Below are 14,788 nucleotides of genomic sequence, written 5' to 3'. Positions count from 1 at the left end.
CTCAAGCAACCTACCCGAATCCAGCGCGGGCCACGCCAACGGATTCCTATTTGGTCTTGCTCCAGGTGGGGTTTACCATCGCCGTGAACTGTTGCCAGTCACGCGGTGCGCTCTTACCGCACCATTTCAACCTTACCGGCGCCCGAAGGCACTTAGGCGGTATACTTTCTGTTGCACTTTCCGTCGACTCGCGCCGCCCAGGCGTTACCTGGCACCTTGCCCTATGGAGCCCGGACTTTCCTCCCCCGGTAAAACCGGCGGCGACTGTCTGGCGAGCTCGGGGCTGACAATACCCCTGCTGCCGCCAACGCGCAAGTGCTTTAGTTTCCCTTCATCTCCAGGGCGCGCTGATAAAGCTCATTCTTCCCCAACCCACACACATCCGCCACGATTCTTGCCGCTTTTTTCACAGGCAGCTCTTTGACCAGCATAGCCAGCAACTTATCAGCATCGACAGAGGCCTCCGCACCCGGCGCCTGTTCGGAGCCACGGATCATCACGACGAACTCCCCTTTGGAGCCATGCGGGTCAACTTGCAACTCCGACAACACCTCTCCAGCCGGGCCCGCATAGAAAGTCTCAAAGGCTTTCGTCAGCTCCCGGCCTAACACGCACTCCCGGTCGGCCCCCATCACCTCAATTAAATCTTCCATAAAGTCAGTGATCCGGTGAGGAGACTCGTAGAATACCAATGTCGCCGGCTGAAGTTTAAAACCGTCCAGCGCGGACTTCCGGCCCACCCGCTTGGCCGGCAAAAAACCCGCAAACAAGAACTGGTCGGTCGGCAAACCCGCCGCCGAAAGTGCCGCCACCAGCGCACAGGCACCCGGTATCGGAGAAACCCGATAACCCGCCGCCCGAGCCTCTCTCACCAAAATGTACCCCGGGTCAGAAATCAGAGGCGTCCCCGCATCGGATATCAAGGCGACGCTCTGTCCTTGCGCCAAAGCCTCAAGCACTTGATTCACCCGAGCCCGCTCGTTGTGATCATGGAGTGCAAGCATCTGCTTGTTTAGCCCCAGATGCTGGAGCAGCCTGCCGCTATGACGAGTATCCTCTGCCGCCACCAAATCAGCTTTGGCCAACACCTGACGCGCCCGCTCCGTCAAATCATCGAGATTTCCGATCGGCGTAGCGACAACGTAAAGCTGGCCACCGACACTAACGGGCGTTCGCTCAGAACTGGGCATAAAATGACTCCGGAGAATTAATAACACTATTTTTAAGCCGGCCCATGACAGGCACGTCATGTGAAATACGCCGGGAGCTGGTAAACTTGCCAGCTAATTAGCGGCATCACAAGCCCAATGATCCGGAGACCACCGAGCCTGCCATGATGACATACCGCAACCCATTACCTACGTTCACGCTACTTGCCGTGCTGATGGCCCTGTTTAGCGGCTGCGCCTCCATTAGCCTGGAGACTCATGTTGCCGAGACGCCGGAACAGGCAATATCAATAGCGGCCAACGAAAGCGACCCGCAAAGAGCCCAGCGCTACCTTCTCCGTATAGCCAGCAATTACCAAGAAAGCGGCAATCATCCTGCCGCCCGGAAGATACTTCTGCACGACCAGCTAAAATCCGCCCAGGGCCAGCTTCAGGAACAGTGGCGGTTACTATCCATGGCGAGCGCAATTGAGCTCGAAGACCGTGACTGGGCTAAAGCACTCGCGGCAACCAGCGCGACTGAAGACTTTCTTAGCTACCCCAGCGATCTACTCGTTCGTGCAGCAAACCTGCAAGCACAAACACAGGCTCTTGCAGGCCAACCTCTTGATGCGGCCATGACCCTGATCCTACTCGGCCAAACCGACAGCAGCACAAGCCCCCAGAACATCCATGACAAGATCTGGGACCAGCTAAAAACAGTCAGCACAACGGAGCTGCAGTCCAACACCAGCAACGCCATCGGATTTGAAAATCAAGGCTGGCTTGAACTGACATCGACACTCAGAAACACTGATAGCAACCTCGATGCGCAGGGCCGACTCATTCGCCAGTGGCAAAATAACTGGCCCGGACACCCGGCCGCACAAACATTGCCGAAAGAGCTCGCACTCCTGGCCGACATTTCTGCCTCACGGCCGGAAAACATTGTCCTGACACTCCCCCTCAATGGCCCGCTAGCCAGTGCTGGCAAAGCCATTCGAGATGGCTTCATTGCAGCCTATTACAATGACAACAGTGCAAACCAGAGCAAGACCGACATTCGGGTTATCGATACCGCAAATCAGTCTTTCCGCGACCTATACGGCAAACTCAGCTCCAGCAAAGCAGACTTGGTCGTCGGCCCCCTCGAGAAAGAAGGCCTGGCAGAACTGTCCGGAATGAACACTCTCCCGGTGCCAGTACTGGGCCTGAATTACCTGCCGAGCAACAGCAAAATCCCTAACGGCCTATACCAATTCGGACTCTCCGCCGAAGATGAAGCACGGCAAATTGCGACCCAGCTTGCCGAAGACAACATCACCCGTATTCTGGGTCTCATCCCAAATGGAGAATGGGGCGATCGGGTTGCTACCGCACTGACCGAGAAACTTCAGGAAACCGGCGTAACTGCGTTGCACGTCCAGCGCTTCTTTCCCGAGGACAACCTTCGCGCCATTACCGCTGACGTTCTTGGCGTAACGGTATCCCGCGAACGGGCCATCAATGTCGAGCGCACAATTGGCCTGAACGTCGAATTCGAACCGCGACCACGCCAAGATGCCGAAGCCATCGTGATGGTTGCAGCACCAACCATCGCCAGACAGTTCAAACCGCTATTCGCCTTCTATTATGCCGGTGACCTACCGGTGTACGCTCCATCTATAACTTACGAGGGCGTGCCCAACCCGAGCCGGGACCGCGACCTGAACAACGTTATCTTCACCGACATCCCATGGATTCTCGCGGAAGACACTCCCCTCCGCAGCGACGCGGAACAGTATCTCAGAGGCACCAAAGGCCAACTAGGACGATTGTTCGCCATGGGCGCTGACGCCTGGCAGCTCAGTAAGCGCTTGCCGCTTCTCCAACAAGTCAAAGACGCTGCCATTAACGGCCACACCGGCACGTTGACCATGACCCCGTCTGGCTCCATACACAGAGAACAACTGTGGGCCAAATTCATTAATGGCACACCGGAAGTACTGGAAACAAAATCCCCAGACGCACTCGTACCTGGCGAATAAGAACCAAGCAGCGACAAGACCATGGCCAAGGACGGCAAAAAAGCACTAGGCGACTTCTATGAGGGGGTTGCCGCGCGCTATCTCATCAGCCGCGGCATCTCGATCCTTGAACGCAACGTCTATAACCGGGGTGGCGAGATTGATCTCATCGGGCTCGATGGCGAGGCCTTAGTGTTCTTTGAGGTGCGATATCGGAAAGCCAACAGTTTGGTAGATCCGCTAAATTCAATCACACAGATCAAGCAAAAACGCTTGTTGCGAGCCGCTTCGTTTTACCTTCATCGCCACAACCTTTGGGATACGGAAACGCGTATCGACGTGGTCGGTATTACGCCGGGAACTACCAGCAAATACCGGGTACAATGGGTTAAAAATGCAATTCAGGCAGATTGATACTGGCACCATGACCAATACTGAAGAAAGAATTAATTACTGGTTTGCAAACCACATGGAACAGACAGCGCAAGCAGCTGTTACCGCAGGCCCCGCAATAGGGGGTGTGGCAGACGCGTTTGTCAGCACACTGTTGCAGGATGGCAAAATCATCGCTTGCGCAAACGGTAACGCCAACGTGTTAACTCAGTATCTGTGCACAGCGCTCCTCTCCCGATTTGATCAAGACCGGCCGGCACTTCCCGCCATCAACCTGGGCGCGGATGCGACCACCTACTCTGCAATCTGCCGGGACAACCGCTTCAACGATACATTTTCAAGGCAAGTCAGAGCCGTAGGCAAGCCGGGTGACCTGCTATTCGTGGTGGTTGACGATGGCCACAAAGCCAACCTGATTCAGGCCATACAAGCCGCCCACGACCGGGAAATGATGGTCGTAGTCCTCAGCGCACGAGCCAAATCCGACATCACCTCACTGATGCATCCCGAAGACCACGAAGTTGCGCTGAACGACCTGGCGCCTCACGAAGCTACGCCGTTAATGATGGTGATCATCAACGCCCTGTGCGACCAAATCGACGCAAAACTTTTTGGCGGATAAGAAAAAAGCCGGCGAACCGGCTTTTTTTATTTCACTACTTTCAGCGTTGGCCTGCCCGAAGGCCGGTCGTCCGCTTTCGGGGCAGGAGCTTCATCCCCTTCCGGATCAGGAAAGCCGGGTTCACTCCCGAACACCATCCCTTCGCCGTTTTCTTTTGCATAAATTGCCAGCACAGCCTGCAGAGGAATAAACACCTGCATCGGCACGCCGCCAAACCGAGCACTAAACTCAATCGCCCCGTTACCAATCACCAGACCTCTTACAGCGCCTGTGCTGATATTCAGAACAATCTGACCATTAGCCACGTGCTCTGTTGGCACCTGAACACCCTGAATACCCGCATCAACCACAATATAAGGCGTGCAGTCATTGTCCAGGATCCATTCATTTAACGCCCTTACCAAGTAGGGGCGGCTGGAGGTCATGGCAACATTTAAATCAGACACGACAACAACTCCTGATTTGGAATCCGGGCGCTAGCCATCAGCTCCGAATATCTTCTTCTAGGTCAGAAAGGCTGGCTTTAAAGCCTTCGCGACTAAAGATACTCTCCATATACTTGAGCAACGGCTTGGCCTGCTTATCCTTATCACTCAGTTCGATACCCAGAGCCGGCAGACGCCACAAGATCGGCGCAATGCAGCAATCAACTATGGTAAATTCTTCGGATAGGAAGAACGGCATTTCCGCAAACAACGGGCCGGTCGCCAGCAAGCTTTCTTTCAGCTCTTTACGAGCTGCGTCTGAAGCCTTGCCCGTTGGCTGCGCAACAATTTGATCAACCAGAGCACACCAGTCTTTCTGGATCCGATGGATCATCAACCGACTGTTGGCTCGTGCAACGGGGTACACAGGCAAAAGCGGTGGATGCGGGAAACGCTCATCCAGGTATTCCATCATGATGTTCGGCTCATACAGAACCAAATCACGATCCACCAATGTCGGTACGGCGTTGTACGGGTTCAGATCCGCCAATTCTGCCGGAGGGTTGTCCGGCTCCACATCAACAACATCAACGGTAACACCCTTCTCTGCCAGCACAATCCGCACGCGGTGGCTGTAATGACTGTTAGGGTCCGAGAAAAAAGTCATTGATGACCGCTTGGTCACAACGCCCATATAAGCTACCTCACGATTCTAAAATCGAAACAATCCAGTAAACGCAAAAAACCAGCGGGCCTTAGCGGACCGCTGGAATCTAGGATTAAGGATTATACCTTAAATCTTAATGTACGTCTTTCCAGTACTCACGATTGAGCAAGTACGCGAAGACGAAGAAGATGGCCACAAAGATCAGCACGAAAATACCAAGACGCTCGCGCTCAACTTTTACCGGGTCACCCATATAGGACATGAAGTTGGTCAAATCCCACATCGCCTGGTCGAACTCAGCACCGTTCATGCTGCCTTCGATGGCATACTCAGGACACACATCACCATGATTGATGTTGCCACTGAGCGGTTCAACAGTAGGCTTCACACCGACATTGGGCTTAACCGCACACAAACCCTGCAAGCTGACCAACACATGAGGCATACCAACGAGATTGAAAACCACGTTGTTAACGCCCAAGGGCCGGCTTTCGTCTTTGTAGAAGCCTCGCAAGTATGAATACACCCAAGACTCACCACGCAAACGAGTCTCCAGCGTCAGATCGGGTGGCGGAGCACCAAACCAACCGGCTGCCATACCTTTGTCCATGGAGTTTTTCATCAATTCACCGATCTTGGCGCCGGTGAAAATCAGATTTTCCTCGTACAGATTCGCAGGTATTTCCAAATCGTCGGAGACACGCTTGTAGCGTGCGTATTCCATGGAATGGCAACCCATGCAGTAGTTGGTGAACAACGCTGCACCACGCTGCAGAGACGCCTTATCGGTATGATCCGGAGTCATCTCGTCCAAATGGACGGAGCCACCCGCTGCCAGCCCAAGAGCCGGCAGGAATGCTATGAAAAGACCAAATATCAGCTTTCTCATTATCCTGTCACCCTCTCTGGCACTGGTTTGGTTTTTTCCATGCGCGTGTAGAACGGCATGAGAATAAAGTACGCGAAGTAGAGTGCGGTCAGGATCTGAGCGGCAGTGGTACGACCTTCCGTTGCAGGAACAATACCCAGATAACCCAGCACCACAAAGCTAACCACGAAAATCGCCAGAGCAATTTTGCTCAACCAGCCTTTGTAGCGAATTGACCGAACCGGACTTCTATCCAGCCAAGGCAACACAAACAGGATCGCGATCGCCGCACCCATAACTACAACACCCCAGAACTTGGCGTCGAGACCAAACAGATCAACCGTCACCGCACGCAACATGGCGTAGAAAGGCGTGAAGTACCAGACCGGAGCGATGTGCGCTGGCGTCTTCAGGTTGTTCGCCGGCTCGAAGTTTGGCTTCTCGAGGAACAGACCGCCCATTTCGGGGAAGAAGAACACCACGATAAAGAAGATAAAGAAGAACACCGCCACACCCAGCAGATCGTGCACTGAGTAGTATGGGTGGAACGGAATACCATCTTTCGGAATACCGTTTTCGTCTTTGTTCTTTTTGATATCAATGCCATCAGGGTTGTTGGAACCCACCTCATGCAACGCCAGAATGTGCAGAACAACCAGCGCTAACAGAACGATCGGCAACGCAACAACGTGCAGCGCAAAGAAGCGGTTCAGTGTGATACCGGAAATCAAGTAGTCACCGCGAATCCACAGAGACAGGTCTTCACCAATAACCGGAATAGCACCAAACAGGTTAACGATAACCTGAGCACCCCAGTAGGACATCTGACCCCAAGGCAGCAGGTAGCCCATAAAGGCTTCCGCCATCAGCACCAGATAAATCAGCATGCCGAAGATCCAGATCAGCTCACGAGGCTTCTGGTAAGAGCCGTACATCAGGCCACGGAACATGTGGAGGTAAACCACCACAAAGAAAGCAGATGCCCCGGTGGAGTGCAGGTAACGCAAGAGCCAGCCCCACTCGACATCACGCATGATGTACTCAACGGAGGCAAATGCACCGTCGCCAGACGGGTTGTAGCTCATGGTCAGCCAAATACCGGTAACCAACTGGTTAACCAGGACGAGCATGGCCAGAGAGCCAAAGAAATACCAGAAGTTAAAGTTCTTGGGCGCGTAATACTTCCCAACGTGCTTATTCCAGGCATCGATGACCGGTAGACGCTCATCTACCCAATTCAGAAGTTTTTGCATTACGCTGCCTCCGGATCAAGACCAACTGTCAAGGTCGCATCGTTATCGAACCGGTAAGGCGGCACCACCAGGTTCAGAGGTGCCGGCTGCCCATTAAGCACGCGGCCCGACAAGTCAAACTTGGAACCATGACAAGGACAGAAGAAACCGCCCAGCCACTCATCACCCAAGTCTGCCGGGGCAACCTCAGGACGATAGGTGGGCACGCAACCGAGGTGCGTACAGATACCCACCAGCACCATAAATTCCGGGTTAAGGGAACGGAACGTTCCGCTGATGTATTCCGGCTGCTGGCTGGTCGCAGTTGATTCGGGATCCTTCAACCGCGGAGTCATTTCCTCAATGCGATCCAGCATTTCTTTGGACCGCCGAATAACCCATACCGGCTTACCTCGCCACTCAACAGTCACCTGTTGACCCGGCTCAATTTTGTCGACATTCATTGTTACCGGTGCACCGGCCGCTTCCGCTTTCGCACTGGGATTCCAGGACGCTACGAAAGGAACAGCTGCACCGACGACGCCGACACCACCTACCACGGATGTGGCACCGATCAAAAACCGGCGCCGACCTTGGCTCACGTCGCCATTACTCATTATGGTTTTCTCCCATCAGGCGAGGCACAGACGCGGAATCACCGATACTGCGCTTCGAAAAGGACTTCACAACCCAAAATTATAAGCGAGGAAATGGTAATGAAATTAACCTTCGCTTACAAGTTAGAAAGGCCCAGTGCTGGGCACTATCCCTGCGCCAGATCAAAATTTCTAACAGTCTTCAGACACAAAAAAACCCGACCAAAAGATCGGGTTTTCCATCGGCACAAAGTGCTGATTAACGCTTGGAGAACTGCGGACGCTTACGCGCTTTACGCAGACCAACCTTCTTACGCTCAACCTTACGAGCATCACGGGTAACGTAACCCGCTTCACGCATGGCTGGACGCAGAGTTTCGTCATAGTCCATCAGGGCGCGAGTCAGACCGTGGCGAATTGCGCCAGCCTGACCACTGATACCACCACCCTTAACGGTGACATTGATATCGAAACGATCTTCAGAACCCGCAACAACCAGCGGCTGACGAACGATCATTCGAAGGGTCTCACGACCGAAGAATTCTTCGATGCTGCGACCATTGATAGAGATGTTACCGCTTCCCGGCTTGATAAAAACCCGAGCCGTGGATGACTTGCGGCGACCAGTACCGTAATTTTGTGCTACAGACATATTCGCCTTCCGTTAAATGTCGAGTTCTTTGGGCTGCTGGGCGGCATGCGCATGCTCAGCGCCGGCGTACACTTTCAGCTTCTTGAACATGGCACGACCAAGCGGACCTTTCGGAAGCATGCCTTTCACAGACTTCTGAATGATTTGCTCGGGAGCCTTGTCAACCAGCTTCTCGAAATTGATGGATTTGATTCCACCTGGAAAGCCGGTATGGCTGTAATACATCTTATCAGATGCCTTGTTGCCGGTAACCTTCACCTGGCTGGCATTGATAACAACGATATAATCGCCAGTGTCCACATGAGGGGTATACTCAGGCTTATGCTTGCCCCGCAGACGAAGGGCGATTTCGGTTGACAGACGACCCAGCGTCTTGCCGGCTGCGTCTACAACGTACCAGTCACGTTTTACAGTTTCTGGTTTCGCACTCAGAGTCTTCATTGATTCCGCCTTGAACGCTAAAAGAAACGTTAAAACCACCACCGGTACATGCAAGGCATCCGGGGGAGGTTCATACCTAGTTTGCGCTGGCACTATTCGGGGCTGAGATAGTGACATCGCCTTGAAAAGCCAGGGCGCGAAGTATACTCGAACCCCATAAGAAAGCCAACCCTACGTGGCCTTGTCTCGTAAATCCCCTACACGGCCTTTAATTTGGCGCCAATACTTCCGGAGCCAGGCCGTAGAACTCACCAACATTTGCCATCAAGACCTCGGCAAGCCATTCCTTGTCATCTCCCCGAAGCCCGGCCAACTGGGCAAAAATATCCGGGATATATAGAGGCGAGTTCTGCCCCTTCGCAACCCCCGCAGGCGACATATCCGGAGCGTCGGTTTCCAGAACCAACACTTCTACGGGCAATCGTGAAATCACGTCCCGCGTTTTCTTTGCTCGGTCGTGAGTGATCACACCACCCACTCCAATATAGCAGCCCAGCTCAATAAACTTACAGGCTTGCTGATAACTCCCGGAGAAACCGTGAATCAGCGCGCGCCCCTGCCACCGCTCTGAGCGCAACAGTGCTGCCACTTGGTCATGGGCCTTCACGGAGTGGATCACCAACGGCGCGCCAAAACGAGCAGCAATCCCCACTTGCGCCGAAAACCACGGAGCCTGCTCGACAAACGAGCCCCTTAAGCCATCGAGGCCGCACTCACCAACACCAATACAACCCGGCAACCTGCTCGCAACTGCGGCCTCTAAAGCATCCAGATCATCCAAACCATGTTCAGCCACGAACCAGGGATGAATACCCAAGCAATACCAGAGCCCGGCCTCAGGAGCCGACAATGATACTAACCGCGCCCAATCGGATCGGCGCACCCCTGGCATGACCAATCCCTGCACGCCACCTGCCTTGGCGCTCGCCAACTCTTGTTCCCGGCGCCCATCAAACTCCGGAAAATCGAAATGGCAATGGGCATCAAAAAAGCGCATTCGTGGCTCAGCCAAGGCCTGTCAGTGCTCGCGCGTTTTATGGAAGTGAACATCCGGGTAGCGTTCCTGAGCCAAGCTCAGGTTCACCATCGTCGGCGCGATATACGCAAGCCGATCACCCCCGTCCAAGGCCACATTCTCTTGGTTCTTACGCTGGAAATCTTCGAGCTTCCGTTCGTCATCACAAGTAACCCAGCGCGCGGTTGCCACGTTAATCGGCTCATAGATAGCCTCAACCTTATACTCACTCTTCAACCGCGCAACGACCACATCAAACTGCAGAACACCTACCGCGCCAACGATCAGGTCATTGTTTTTAAACGGCCGGAACACCTGAACTGCGCCTTCCTCGGAAAGCTGAATCAAACCTTTCTGTAATTGCTTGGCCTTCAACGGATCTTTCAAACGAATCCTACGGAACAGTTCCGGCGCGAAGTTCGGAATGCCGGTGAACTTCATGTCTTCGCCGGCGGTAAAGGTATCACCAAGCTGGATAGTACCGTGATTGTGAAGACCTATGATGTCGCCGGCGAATGCATGTTCGGCATGCTCCCGGTCACCCGCCATGAACGTTAACGCATCAGAAAACCGAACGTCTTTACCGATACGCACATGCCGCGCCTTCATACCCTGCTTATAGCTGCCCGAAACAATCCGAACAAACGCAATCCGGTCACGGTGCTGGGGATCCATGTTCGCCTGAATTTTGAAAACAAACCCGGAAAAGCCTTCCTCCTCCGGCTCTACCGTCCGCACATCGGTAGCGCGAGGCTGAGGCGTTGGCGCCCATTCCACTAGACCATCAAGCATATGATCAACACCAAAGTTACCCAGCGCAGTACCGAAGAACACGGGGGTCATCTCGCCCGCCAGGAACGCCTCTTGATCGAACTCGTGTGAAGCACCTTTCACCAATTCAATTTCATCGCGCAAATCTTCGGCGTAACCGTCAAGCGCCTCATCCAGCTCGGGGTTATCCAGCCCTTTGATGATGCGCTGTTCCTGAATGGTATGTCCCTGCCCGGTCTGGTACAAAATCACCTCATCACGGATCAGGTGATAGACGCCTTTGAAGCTTTTACCCATGCCGATCGGCCAAGTCACCGGAGAGCAGGCGATTTTGAGAACATCCTCTACTTCATCCATCAACTCAATCGGATCACGGGTGTCACGGTCCAGCTTGTTCATAAAGGTGAGGATCGGAGTATCCCTTAGGCGCGTAACTTCCATCAGCTTGATGGTCCGCTCCTCGACACCTTTTGCACTGTCTATCACCATCAAGCATGAATCGACCGCGGTCAGGGTACGATAGGTATCTTCAGAAAAATCCTCGTGACCCGGAGTGTCCAGCAAGTTAACCAACTTGCCGCTATAGGGAAACTGCATCACCGAGGTGGTCACAGAGATGCCCCGCTCCTTCTCCATTTCCATCCAGTCTGATTTTGCGTGCTGACCGGACTTCTTACCCTTGACCGTACCGGCTTTCTGAAGGGCCTGACCGAATAGCAGTACCTTTTCAGTGATGGTGGTTTTACCGGCATCCGGATGCGAAATAATCGCAAAGGTATGGCGCTTAGCCACTTCCTTCGATAGGTTAGACATAAGACAAAAGCCTGAATGGAATGGATGATAAACGGGGTATTATACGGGCTAGCGAGGGGTCAGGTGAACTGCAACTCCATGACTCGGGCATCCTCCCCGCCTGAGGGTCCGGGATAGTATTTGGGCCTGACACCAATCTGCTGAAAACCTTCACTTTTGTACAGTGAGGTAGCGGCGCGATTGCTTTTTCGCACCTCCAGAATCATGCAAGCCAAATCGTCTTCAATGGCTACCGCTATTGCATGCCGGAGCAGCTTTCGCCCCAACCCCATGCCTCGAAAGTTCGGATGCACGCATACATTGAGCAAATGAGCCTCATCAAACTGATAACTGATGATCGCATAACCGACTAACACGCGATCCTGGATGAACGCCCACACCCGGTAGCTTTCCTTGAAACAGTCTCGGAAGATACCCTCAGTCCAGGGGTGCGAATGCCCAAGCCGCTCCAACTCCATAACCCGAGGAAGATCTTCCCGCGTAAGGGGCCGTATGCCCGAACCGTTCAGGGTATCTGAGGCAAGCTCTTTTGCCTCAATCATATGGCGGCCAACGGCTTGATCATGTGCCATAACTCTCGTTTCAGCTGAGCATCTGAAGCCAACTTGGCCAAATTGCCAGAAAACCGGACGGCGGGCGCTCGCCCAAAAGCTTGCTCGAGTAAATCTCCGCCTTTCCCCAAAACAATCACCTGCCGCTCGCCCACGCTACCGTACTGAGCTGCGATCGCTTCGACCAAATGCTCGATTCGATTCAGGGAAACCTTCAGGTTATTGAACAACGGCCATTGGATCGCCCCCAATTCGGCAGACGAAGCGTCGCCTAGACTCTTCAGGATATTCGTTGCCAAGGTTTCCTGAAGCGCCAAGCTAGCCTCCTCGGACATCTCGGCTACCAACAAAAAACGGCTACCCTGCCATGCACGCACGAACAGCCGAGGAACTTCCCCTGCGGTTGGAACGGCAACAACAGCCTCCTCTTTCTCGGAAGCCGACACCCCAGGTATAGCTTCTTCCTCAGCAACAGGCGCTTTTGCCTTAGGCTCCGGCTCAGGGTATGCAACCTGCCGAGGCGCCTTGGACGGTGCCTCCACCGCTGACATCAAGCTCTGGAGATGAGCAATTTTGTCGCGGCTGCGTGCGGTTTGCTCTGGATCCCTTTGAACCTGAGCGACCGGAGCAGCCACGTCGATCACGGGTGCGACTGGCTGATCTTCGAGTTCACTGAAATCATACTCGGGGCTCGGAGCCGCACCCGGCAATGACTCCCGGGCGTACCACACCCTGACCCCGGCCACGCCGAGATAGAACTGTCTTGCCGCTTCAGTTTGCATATTAACGCGACCTAATCGCTAGTCGTTGATCCAAGTGCGAGCCCTTAGACATCAGCGACCTGCGGATGCTGGCGAATCCCGCCCGAAGTCACTAAATTAAGTGCTTCAATATACGCTTTGGCAGAAGCGACGATGATGTCAGTGTCGGCACCCACGCCGTTAACGATTCTTCCACCGCGCTCCAGGCGGACGGTAACCTCACCCTGCGCGTCAGTACCACTGGTGATGTTGTTGACCGAGTACAACTGCAAGTTACAGCCGGAGTCAACCAGCGATTCGATCGCTTTGAAGGCAGCATCAACAGGACCACTGCCCTCAGACGTCACCGTATGCTCATTACCCTCAACCGTCATGGTCAAAGTGGCCTTCGGTACAACGCCCGTTTCCGAGGCAACTTTCATACATACCAGACCATAGCGACCAACTTCTTCTTTCTGCTTGGTATCGCTTGCGATCGCCTGCAAGTCTTCATCAAAGATCTCGTGTTTGAGGTCAGCGAGCGCTTTAAAACGCGTAAACGCTTCATTGAGCTCGGTCTCGGTTTCAAACTGGATACCCAATTCCTGTAGACGGGTCCGGAAAGCGTTCCGGCCAGAATGCTTTCCGAGCACCAGACTGTTGGTGTGCCAACCTACATCCTGAGCCCTCATGATTTCATAGGTTTCTCGGTGCTTCAGTACGCCATCCTGATGAATGCCGGATTCGTGGGCAAATGCGTTCGCTCCGACGATAGCTTTGTTTGGCTGCACCGGGAAGCCGGTAATGGTCGAAACCAGACGAGAAGCGGGAACAATGTGCTCGGCGTTCACTCGGGTGTCGATGTTGAACAAGTCCTTACGGGTACGTACCGCCATAACGATTTCTTCGAGCGAGGCATTACCCGCACGCTCACCCAAACCGTTGATCGTACACTCTACCTGACGCGCTCCGCTGGTAACTGCCGCTATCGAGTTGGCGACCGCAAGACCAAGATCGTTATGGCAGTGAACAGAGAAAATCGCCTTATCTGCATTGGGAATGCGGTTGAGCAACTGCCGTATAGTTTCTCCGAACTCCGCGGGAATAGCATAACCCACAGTATCGGGAATATTGATGGTGGTCGCACCCGCGTCGATAGCCGCTTCAATAATCCGGCACAGGAAATCCAGCTCTGAACGGCCAGCATCTTCGCAAGAAAATTCCACGTCATCAACATGGCTTCGCGCGCGCTTAACCGCGCGTACCGCTTGCTCGATAACGTCATCCGGTTTCATCTGAAGCTTGTGCTGCATATGAATTGGAGACGTCGCGATAAAGGTGTGGATACGACCTTTCGCTGCCGGACGAATTGCCTCTGCCGCCCGGTCGATATCTTTATCAAGCGCACGTGCGAGACTACAAATCGTTGATTCTTTGATAGTTTCAGCGATGGATTTGACCGCTTCGAAGTCGCCCTGGCTGGCAATAGCGAAGCCAGCTTCGATAACGTCGACTCTCAGCTTCTCCAGCGCCTTGGCGATACGAAGCTTTTCATTTTTATTCATCGTCGCTCCGGGGCTCTGTTCGCCGTCACGGAGAGTAGTATCGAAAATCACCAAATGATCAGGTGCAGCCATTGCCGGGCTCCCATCAGAAACTAAGTGTTGGTTATTGGCGTGAGTATATCACTTCTTAGTTTCGGGAGCGTACGGAGGTCGGTAGCCAGAAATGAAAAAACCCCCGACAGCAGAGCTATCGGGGGTTTTTGGTATTAAGAGTCTGACGATGACCTACTCTCACATGGGCAAGTGCCACACTACCATCGGCGCAGGCTTGTTTCACTTCTGA

General features: G+C 53.7%; 16 protein-coding genes and 1 other RNA gene. 3 read left to right on the top strand and 14 right to left on the bottom strand.

Annotation, left to right across the window (positions count from 1 at the left end):
• Together rnpB and rsmI are read right to left on the bottom strand one after the other, a co-directional pair.
• Positions 1–280, bottom strand: an RNA gene (gene rnpB, locus VOI14_RS15305) — RNase P RNA component class A; the annotation flags it as partial.
• A gap of 40 nt (positions 281–320) precedes the next feature.
• Positions 321–1,190 (bottom strand): 16S rRNA (cytidine(1402)-2'-O)-methyltransferase, encoded by an 870-nt coding sequence (gene rsmI / locus VOI14_RS15300; RefSeq protein ID WP_323752906.1) that lies wholly within the window; start codon positions 1,188–1,190, stop codon positions 321–323.
• Positions 1,191–1,333: 143 nt separating this feature from the next.
• On the opposite strand from rsmI, the gene VOI14_RS15295 reads away from it, so the two are divergent.
• Genes VOI14_RS15295 through VOI14_RS15285 form a run of 3 tightly spaced genes read left to right on the top strand, consistent with a single transcriptional unit; the run spans position 1,334 to position 4,169 of the window.
• Positions 1,334–3,175, top strand: a complete 1,842-nt coding sequence (locus VOI14_RS15295; RefSeq protein WP_323752905.1) for a penicillin-binding protein activator — start codon at positions 1,334–1,336, stop codon at positions 3,173–3,175.
• Positions 3,176–3,196: 21 nt separating this feature from the next.
• On the top strand, positions 3,197–3,568 hold the full coding sequence (locus tag VOI14_RS15290; RefSeq protein ID WP_323752904.1) for a YraN family protein: 372 nt from the start codon (positions 3,197–3,199) through the stop codon (positions 3,566–3,568).
• Positions 3,569–3,578: 10 nt separating this feature from the next.
• Positions 3,579–4,169 (top strand): SIS domain-containing protein, encoded by a 591-nt coding sequence (locus VOI14_RS15285; RefSeq protein WP_323752908.1) that lies wholly within the window; start codon positions 3,579–3,581, stop codon positions 4,167–4,169.
• A 26-nt stretch (positions 4,170–4,195) separates the two neighbouring features.
• Here VOI14_RS15285 and VOI14_RS15280 read toward each other — a convergent pair whose 3' ends face one another.
• The 12 genes from VOI14_RS15280 to VOI14_RS15225 form a co-directional block, all read right to left on the bottom strand.
• Positions 4,196–4,594: a ClpXP protease specificity-enhancing factor gene (locus VOI14_RS15280; protein WP_323752907.1), complete on the bottom strand. Its 399-nt coding sequence runs from the start codon at positions 4,592–4,594 to the stop codon at positions 4,196–4,198.
• Between the two features lie 58 nt (positions 4,595–4,652).
• A complete protein-coding gene (locus VOI14_RS15275; RefSeq protein WP_199007681.1) occupies positions 4,653–5,288 on the bottom strand; it encodes a glutathione S-transferase N-terminal domain-containing protein in 636 nt (211 codons plus the stop codon).
• 106 nt (positions 5,289–5,394) lie between these two features.
• Positions 5,395–6,150, bottom strand: a complete 756-nt coding sequence (locus tag VOI14_RS15270; protein ID WP_323752903.1) for a cytochrome c1 — start codon at positions 6,148–6,150, stop codon at positions 5,395–5,397.
• Positions 6,150–7,382: a cytochrome bc complex cytochrome b subunit gene (locus VOI14_RS15265; protein WP_323752902.1), complete on the bottom strand. Its 1,233-nt coding sequence runs from the start codon at positions 7,380–7,382 to the stop codon at positions 6,150–6,152. Before VOI14_RS15265 ends, VOI14_RS15270 begins: the two co-directional genes overlap by 1 nt.
• Entirely contained in the window at positions 7,382–7,978 is a 597-nt protein-coding gene (gene petA, locus VOI14_RS15260) for a ubiquinol-cytochrome c reductase iron-sulfur subunit (protein ID WP_323752901.1), read from the bottom strand. The genes VOI14_RS15265 and petA overlap by 1 nt, the downstream gene beginning before the upstream one ends.
• A gap of 238 nt (positions 7,979–8,216) precedes the next feature.
• On the bottom strand, positions 8,217–8,609 hold the full coding sequence (rpsI, locus tag VOI14_RS15255; protein ID WP_323752900.1) for a 30S ribosomal protein S9: 393 nt from the start codon (positions 8,607–8,609) through the stop codon (positions 8,217–8,219).
• A 12-nt stretch (positions 8,610–8,621) separates the two neighbouring features.
• Positions 8,622–9,050: a 50S ribosomal protein L13 gene (gene rplM / locus VOI14_RS15250; protein ID WP_114333849.1), complete on the bottom strand. Its 429-nt coding sequence runs from the start codon at positions 9,048–9,050 to the stop codon at positions 8,622–8,624.
• 208 nt (positions 9,051–9,258) lie between these two features.
• A complete protein-coding gene (locus VOI14_RS15245; protein WP_323752899.1) occupies positions 9,259–10,047 on the bottom strand; it encodes a TatD family hydrolase in 789 nt (262 codons plus the stop codon).
• Positions 10,048–10,068: 21 nt separating this feature from the next.
• Positions 10,069–11,649 carry a peptide chain release factor 3 gene (prfC, locus tag VOI14_RS15240; RefSeq protein WP_323752898.1) on the bottom strand — a complete coding sequence of 527 codons (1,581 nt, stop codon included), beginning with the start codon at positions 11,647–11,649 and terminating at the stop codon, positions 10,069–10,071.
• Positions 11,650–11,708: 59 nt separating this feature from the next.
• Complete coding sequence (gene rimI / locus VOI14_RS15235; protein ID WP_323752897.1) at positions 11,709–12,221, bottom strand: ribosomal protein S18-alanine N-acetyltransferase; 513 nt, start codon at positions 12,219–12,221, stop codon at positions 11,709–11,711.
• Positions 12,188–12,982, bottom strand: coding sequence for a hypothetical protein (locus VOI14_RS15230; protein WP_323752896.1), 795 nt, complete (start codon positions 12,980–12,982; stop codon positions 12,188–12,190). The genes rimI and VOI14_RS15230 overlap by 34 nt, the downstream gene beginning before the upstream one ends.
• A 44-nt stretch (positions 12,983–13,026) precedes the next feature.
• Positions 13,027–14,577: a 2-isopropylmalate synthase gene (locus VOI14_RS15225; protein WP_323752895.1), complete on the bottom strand. Its 1,551-nt coding sequence runs from the start codon at positions 14,575–14,577 to the stop codon at positions 13,027–13,029.
• Positions 14,578–14,788: the final 211 nt, after the last annotated feature.

The organism is Marinobacter sp. (assembly GCF_034669625.1).
Lineage (GTDB): Bacteria > Pseudomonadota > Gammaproteobacteria > Pseudomonadales > Oleiphilaceae > Marinobacter.
Note: the sequence above shows the minus strand (reverse complement) of the source record. Positions and strands in the feature narration are given on the sequence as shown.

What these genes read in the sequence shown, in the direction of transcription:
- VOI14_RS15230 (WP_323752896.1), bottom strand. Translation starts at nt 12,982, where the DNA reads ATGCAAACTGAAGCGGCAAGACAGTTCTATCTCGGCGTGGCCGGGGTC.
- rsmI (WP_323752906.1), bottom strand. Translation starts at nt 1,190, where the DNA reads ATGCCCAGTTCTGAGCGAACGCCCGTTAGTGTCGGTGGCCAGCTTTAC.
- prfC (WP_323752898.1), bottom strand. Translation starts at nt 11,649, where the DNA reads ATGTCTAACCTATCGAAGGAAGTGGCTAAGCGCCATACCTTTGCGATT.
- rimI (WP_323752897.1), bottom strand. Translation starts at nt 12,221, where the DNA reads ATGGCACATGATCAAGCCGTTGGCCGCCATATGATTGAGGCAAAAGAG.
- rpsI (WP_323752900.1), bottom strand. Translation starts at nt 8,609, where the DNA reads ATGTCTGTAGCACAAAATTACGGTACTGGTCGCCGCAAGTCATCCACG.
- VOI14_RS15270 (WP_323752903.1), bottom strand. Translation starts at nt 6,150, where the DNA reads ATGAGAAAGCTGATATTTGGTCTTTTCATAGCATTCCTGCCGGCTCTT.
- VOI14_RS15225 (WP_323752895.1), bottom strand. Translation starts at nt 14,577, where the DNA reads ATGGCTGCACCTGATCATTTGGTGATTTTCGATACTACTCTCCGTGAC.
- rplM (WP_114333849.1), bottom strand. Translation starts at nt 9,050, where the DNA reads ATGAAGACTCTGAGTGCGAAACCAGAAACTGTAAAACGTGACTGGTAC.
- VOI14_RS15295 (WP_323752905.1), top strand. Translation starts at nt 1,334, where the DNA reads ATGATGACATACCGCAACCCATTACCTACGTTCACGCTACTTGCCGTG.
- VOI14_RS15245 (WP_323752899.1), bottom strand. Translation starts at nt 10,047, where the DNA reads ATGCGCTTTTTTGATGCCCATTGCCATTTCGATTTTCCGGAGTTTGAT.
- VOI14_RS15285 (WP_323752908.1), top strand. Translation starts at nt 3,579, where the DNA reads ATGACCAATACTGAAGAAAGAATTAATTACTGGTTTGCAAACCACATG.
- petA (WP_323752901.1), bottom strand. Translation starts at nt 7,978, where the DNA reads ATGAGTAATGGCGACGTGAGCCAAGGTCGGCGCCGGTTTTTGATCGGT.
- VOI14_RS15275 (WP_199007681.1), bottom strand. Translation starts at nt 5,288, where the DNA reads ATGGGCGTTGTGACCAAGCGGTCATCAATGACTTTTTTCTCGGACCCT.
- VOI14_RS15265 (WP_323752902.1), bottom strand. Translation starts at nt 7,382, where the DNA reads ATGCAAAAACTTCTGAATTGGGTAGATGAGCGTCTACCGGTCATCGAT.
- VOI14_RS15290 (WP_323752904.1), top strand. Translation starts at nt 3,197, where the DNA reads ATGGCCAAGGACGGCAAAAAAGCACTAGGCGACTTCTATGAGGGGGTT.
- VOI14_RS15280 (WP_323752907.1), bottom strand. Translation starts at nt 4,594, where the DNA reads ATGACCTCCAGCCGCCCCTACTTGGTAAGGGCGTTAAATGAATGGATC.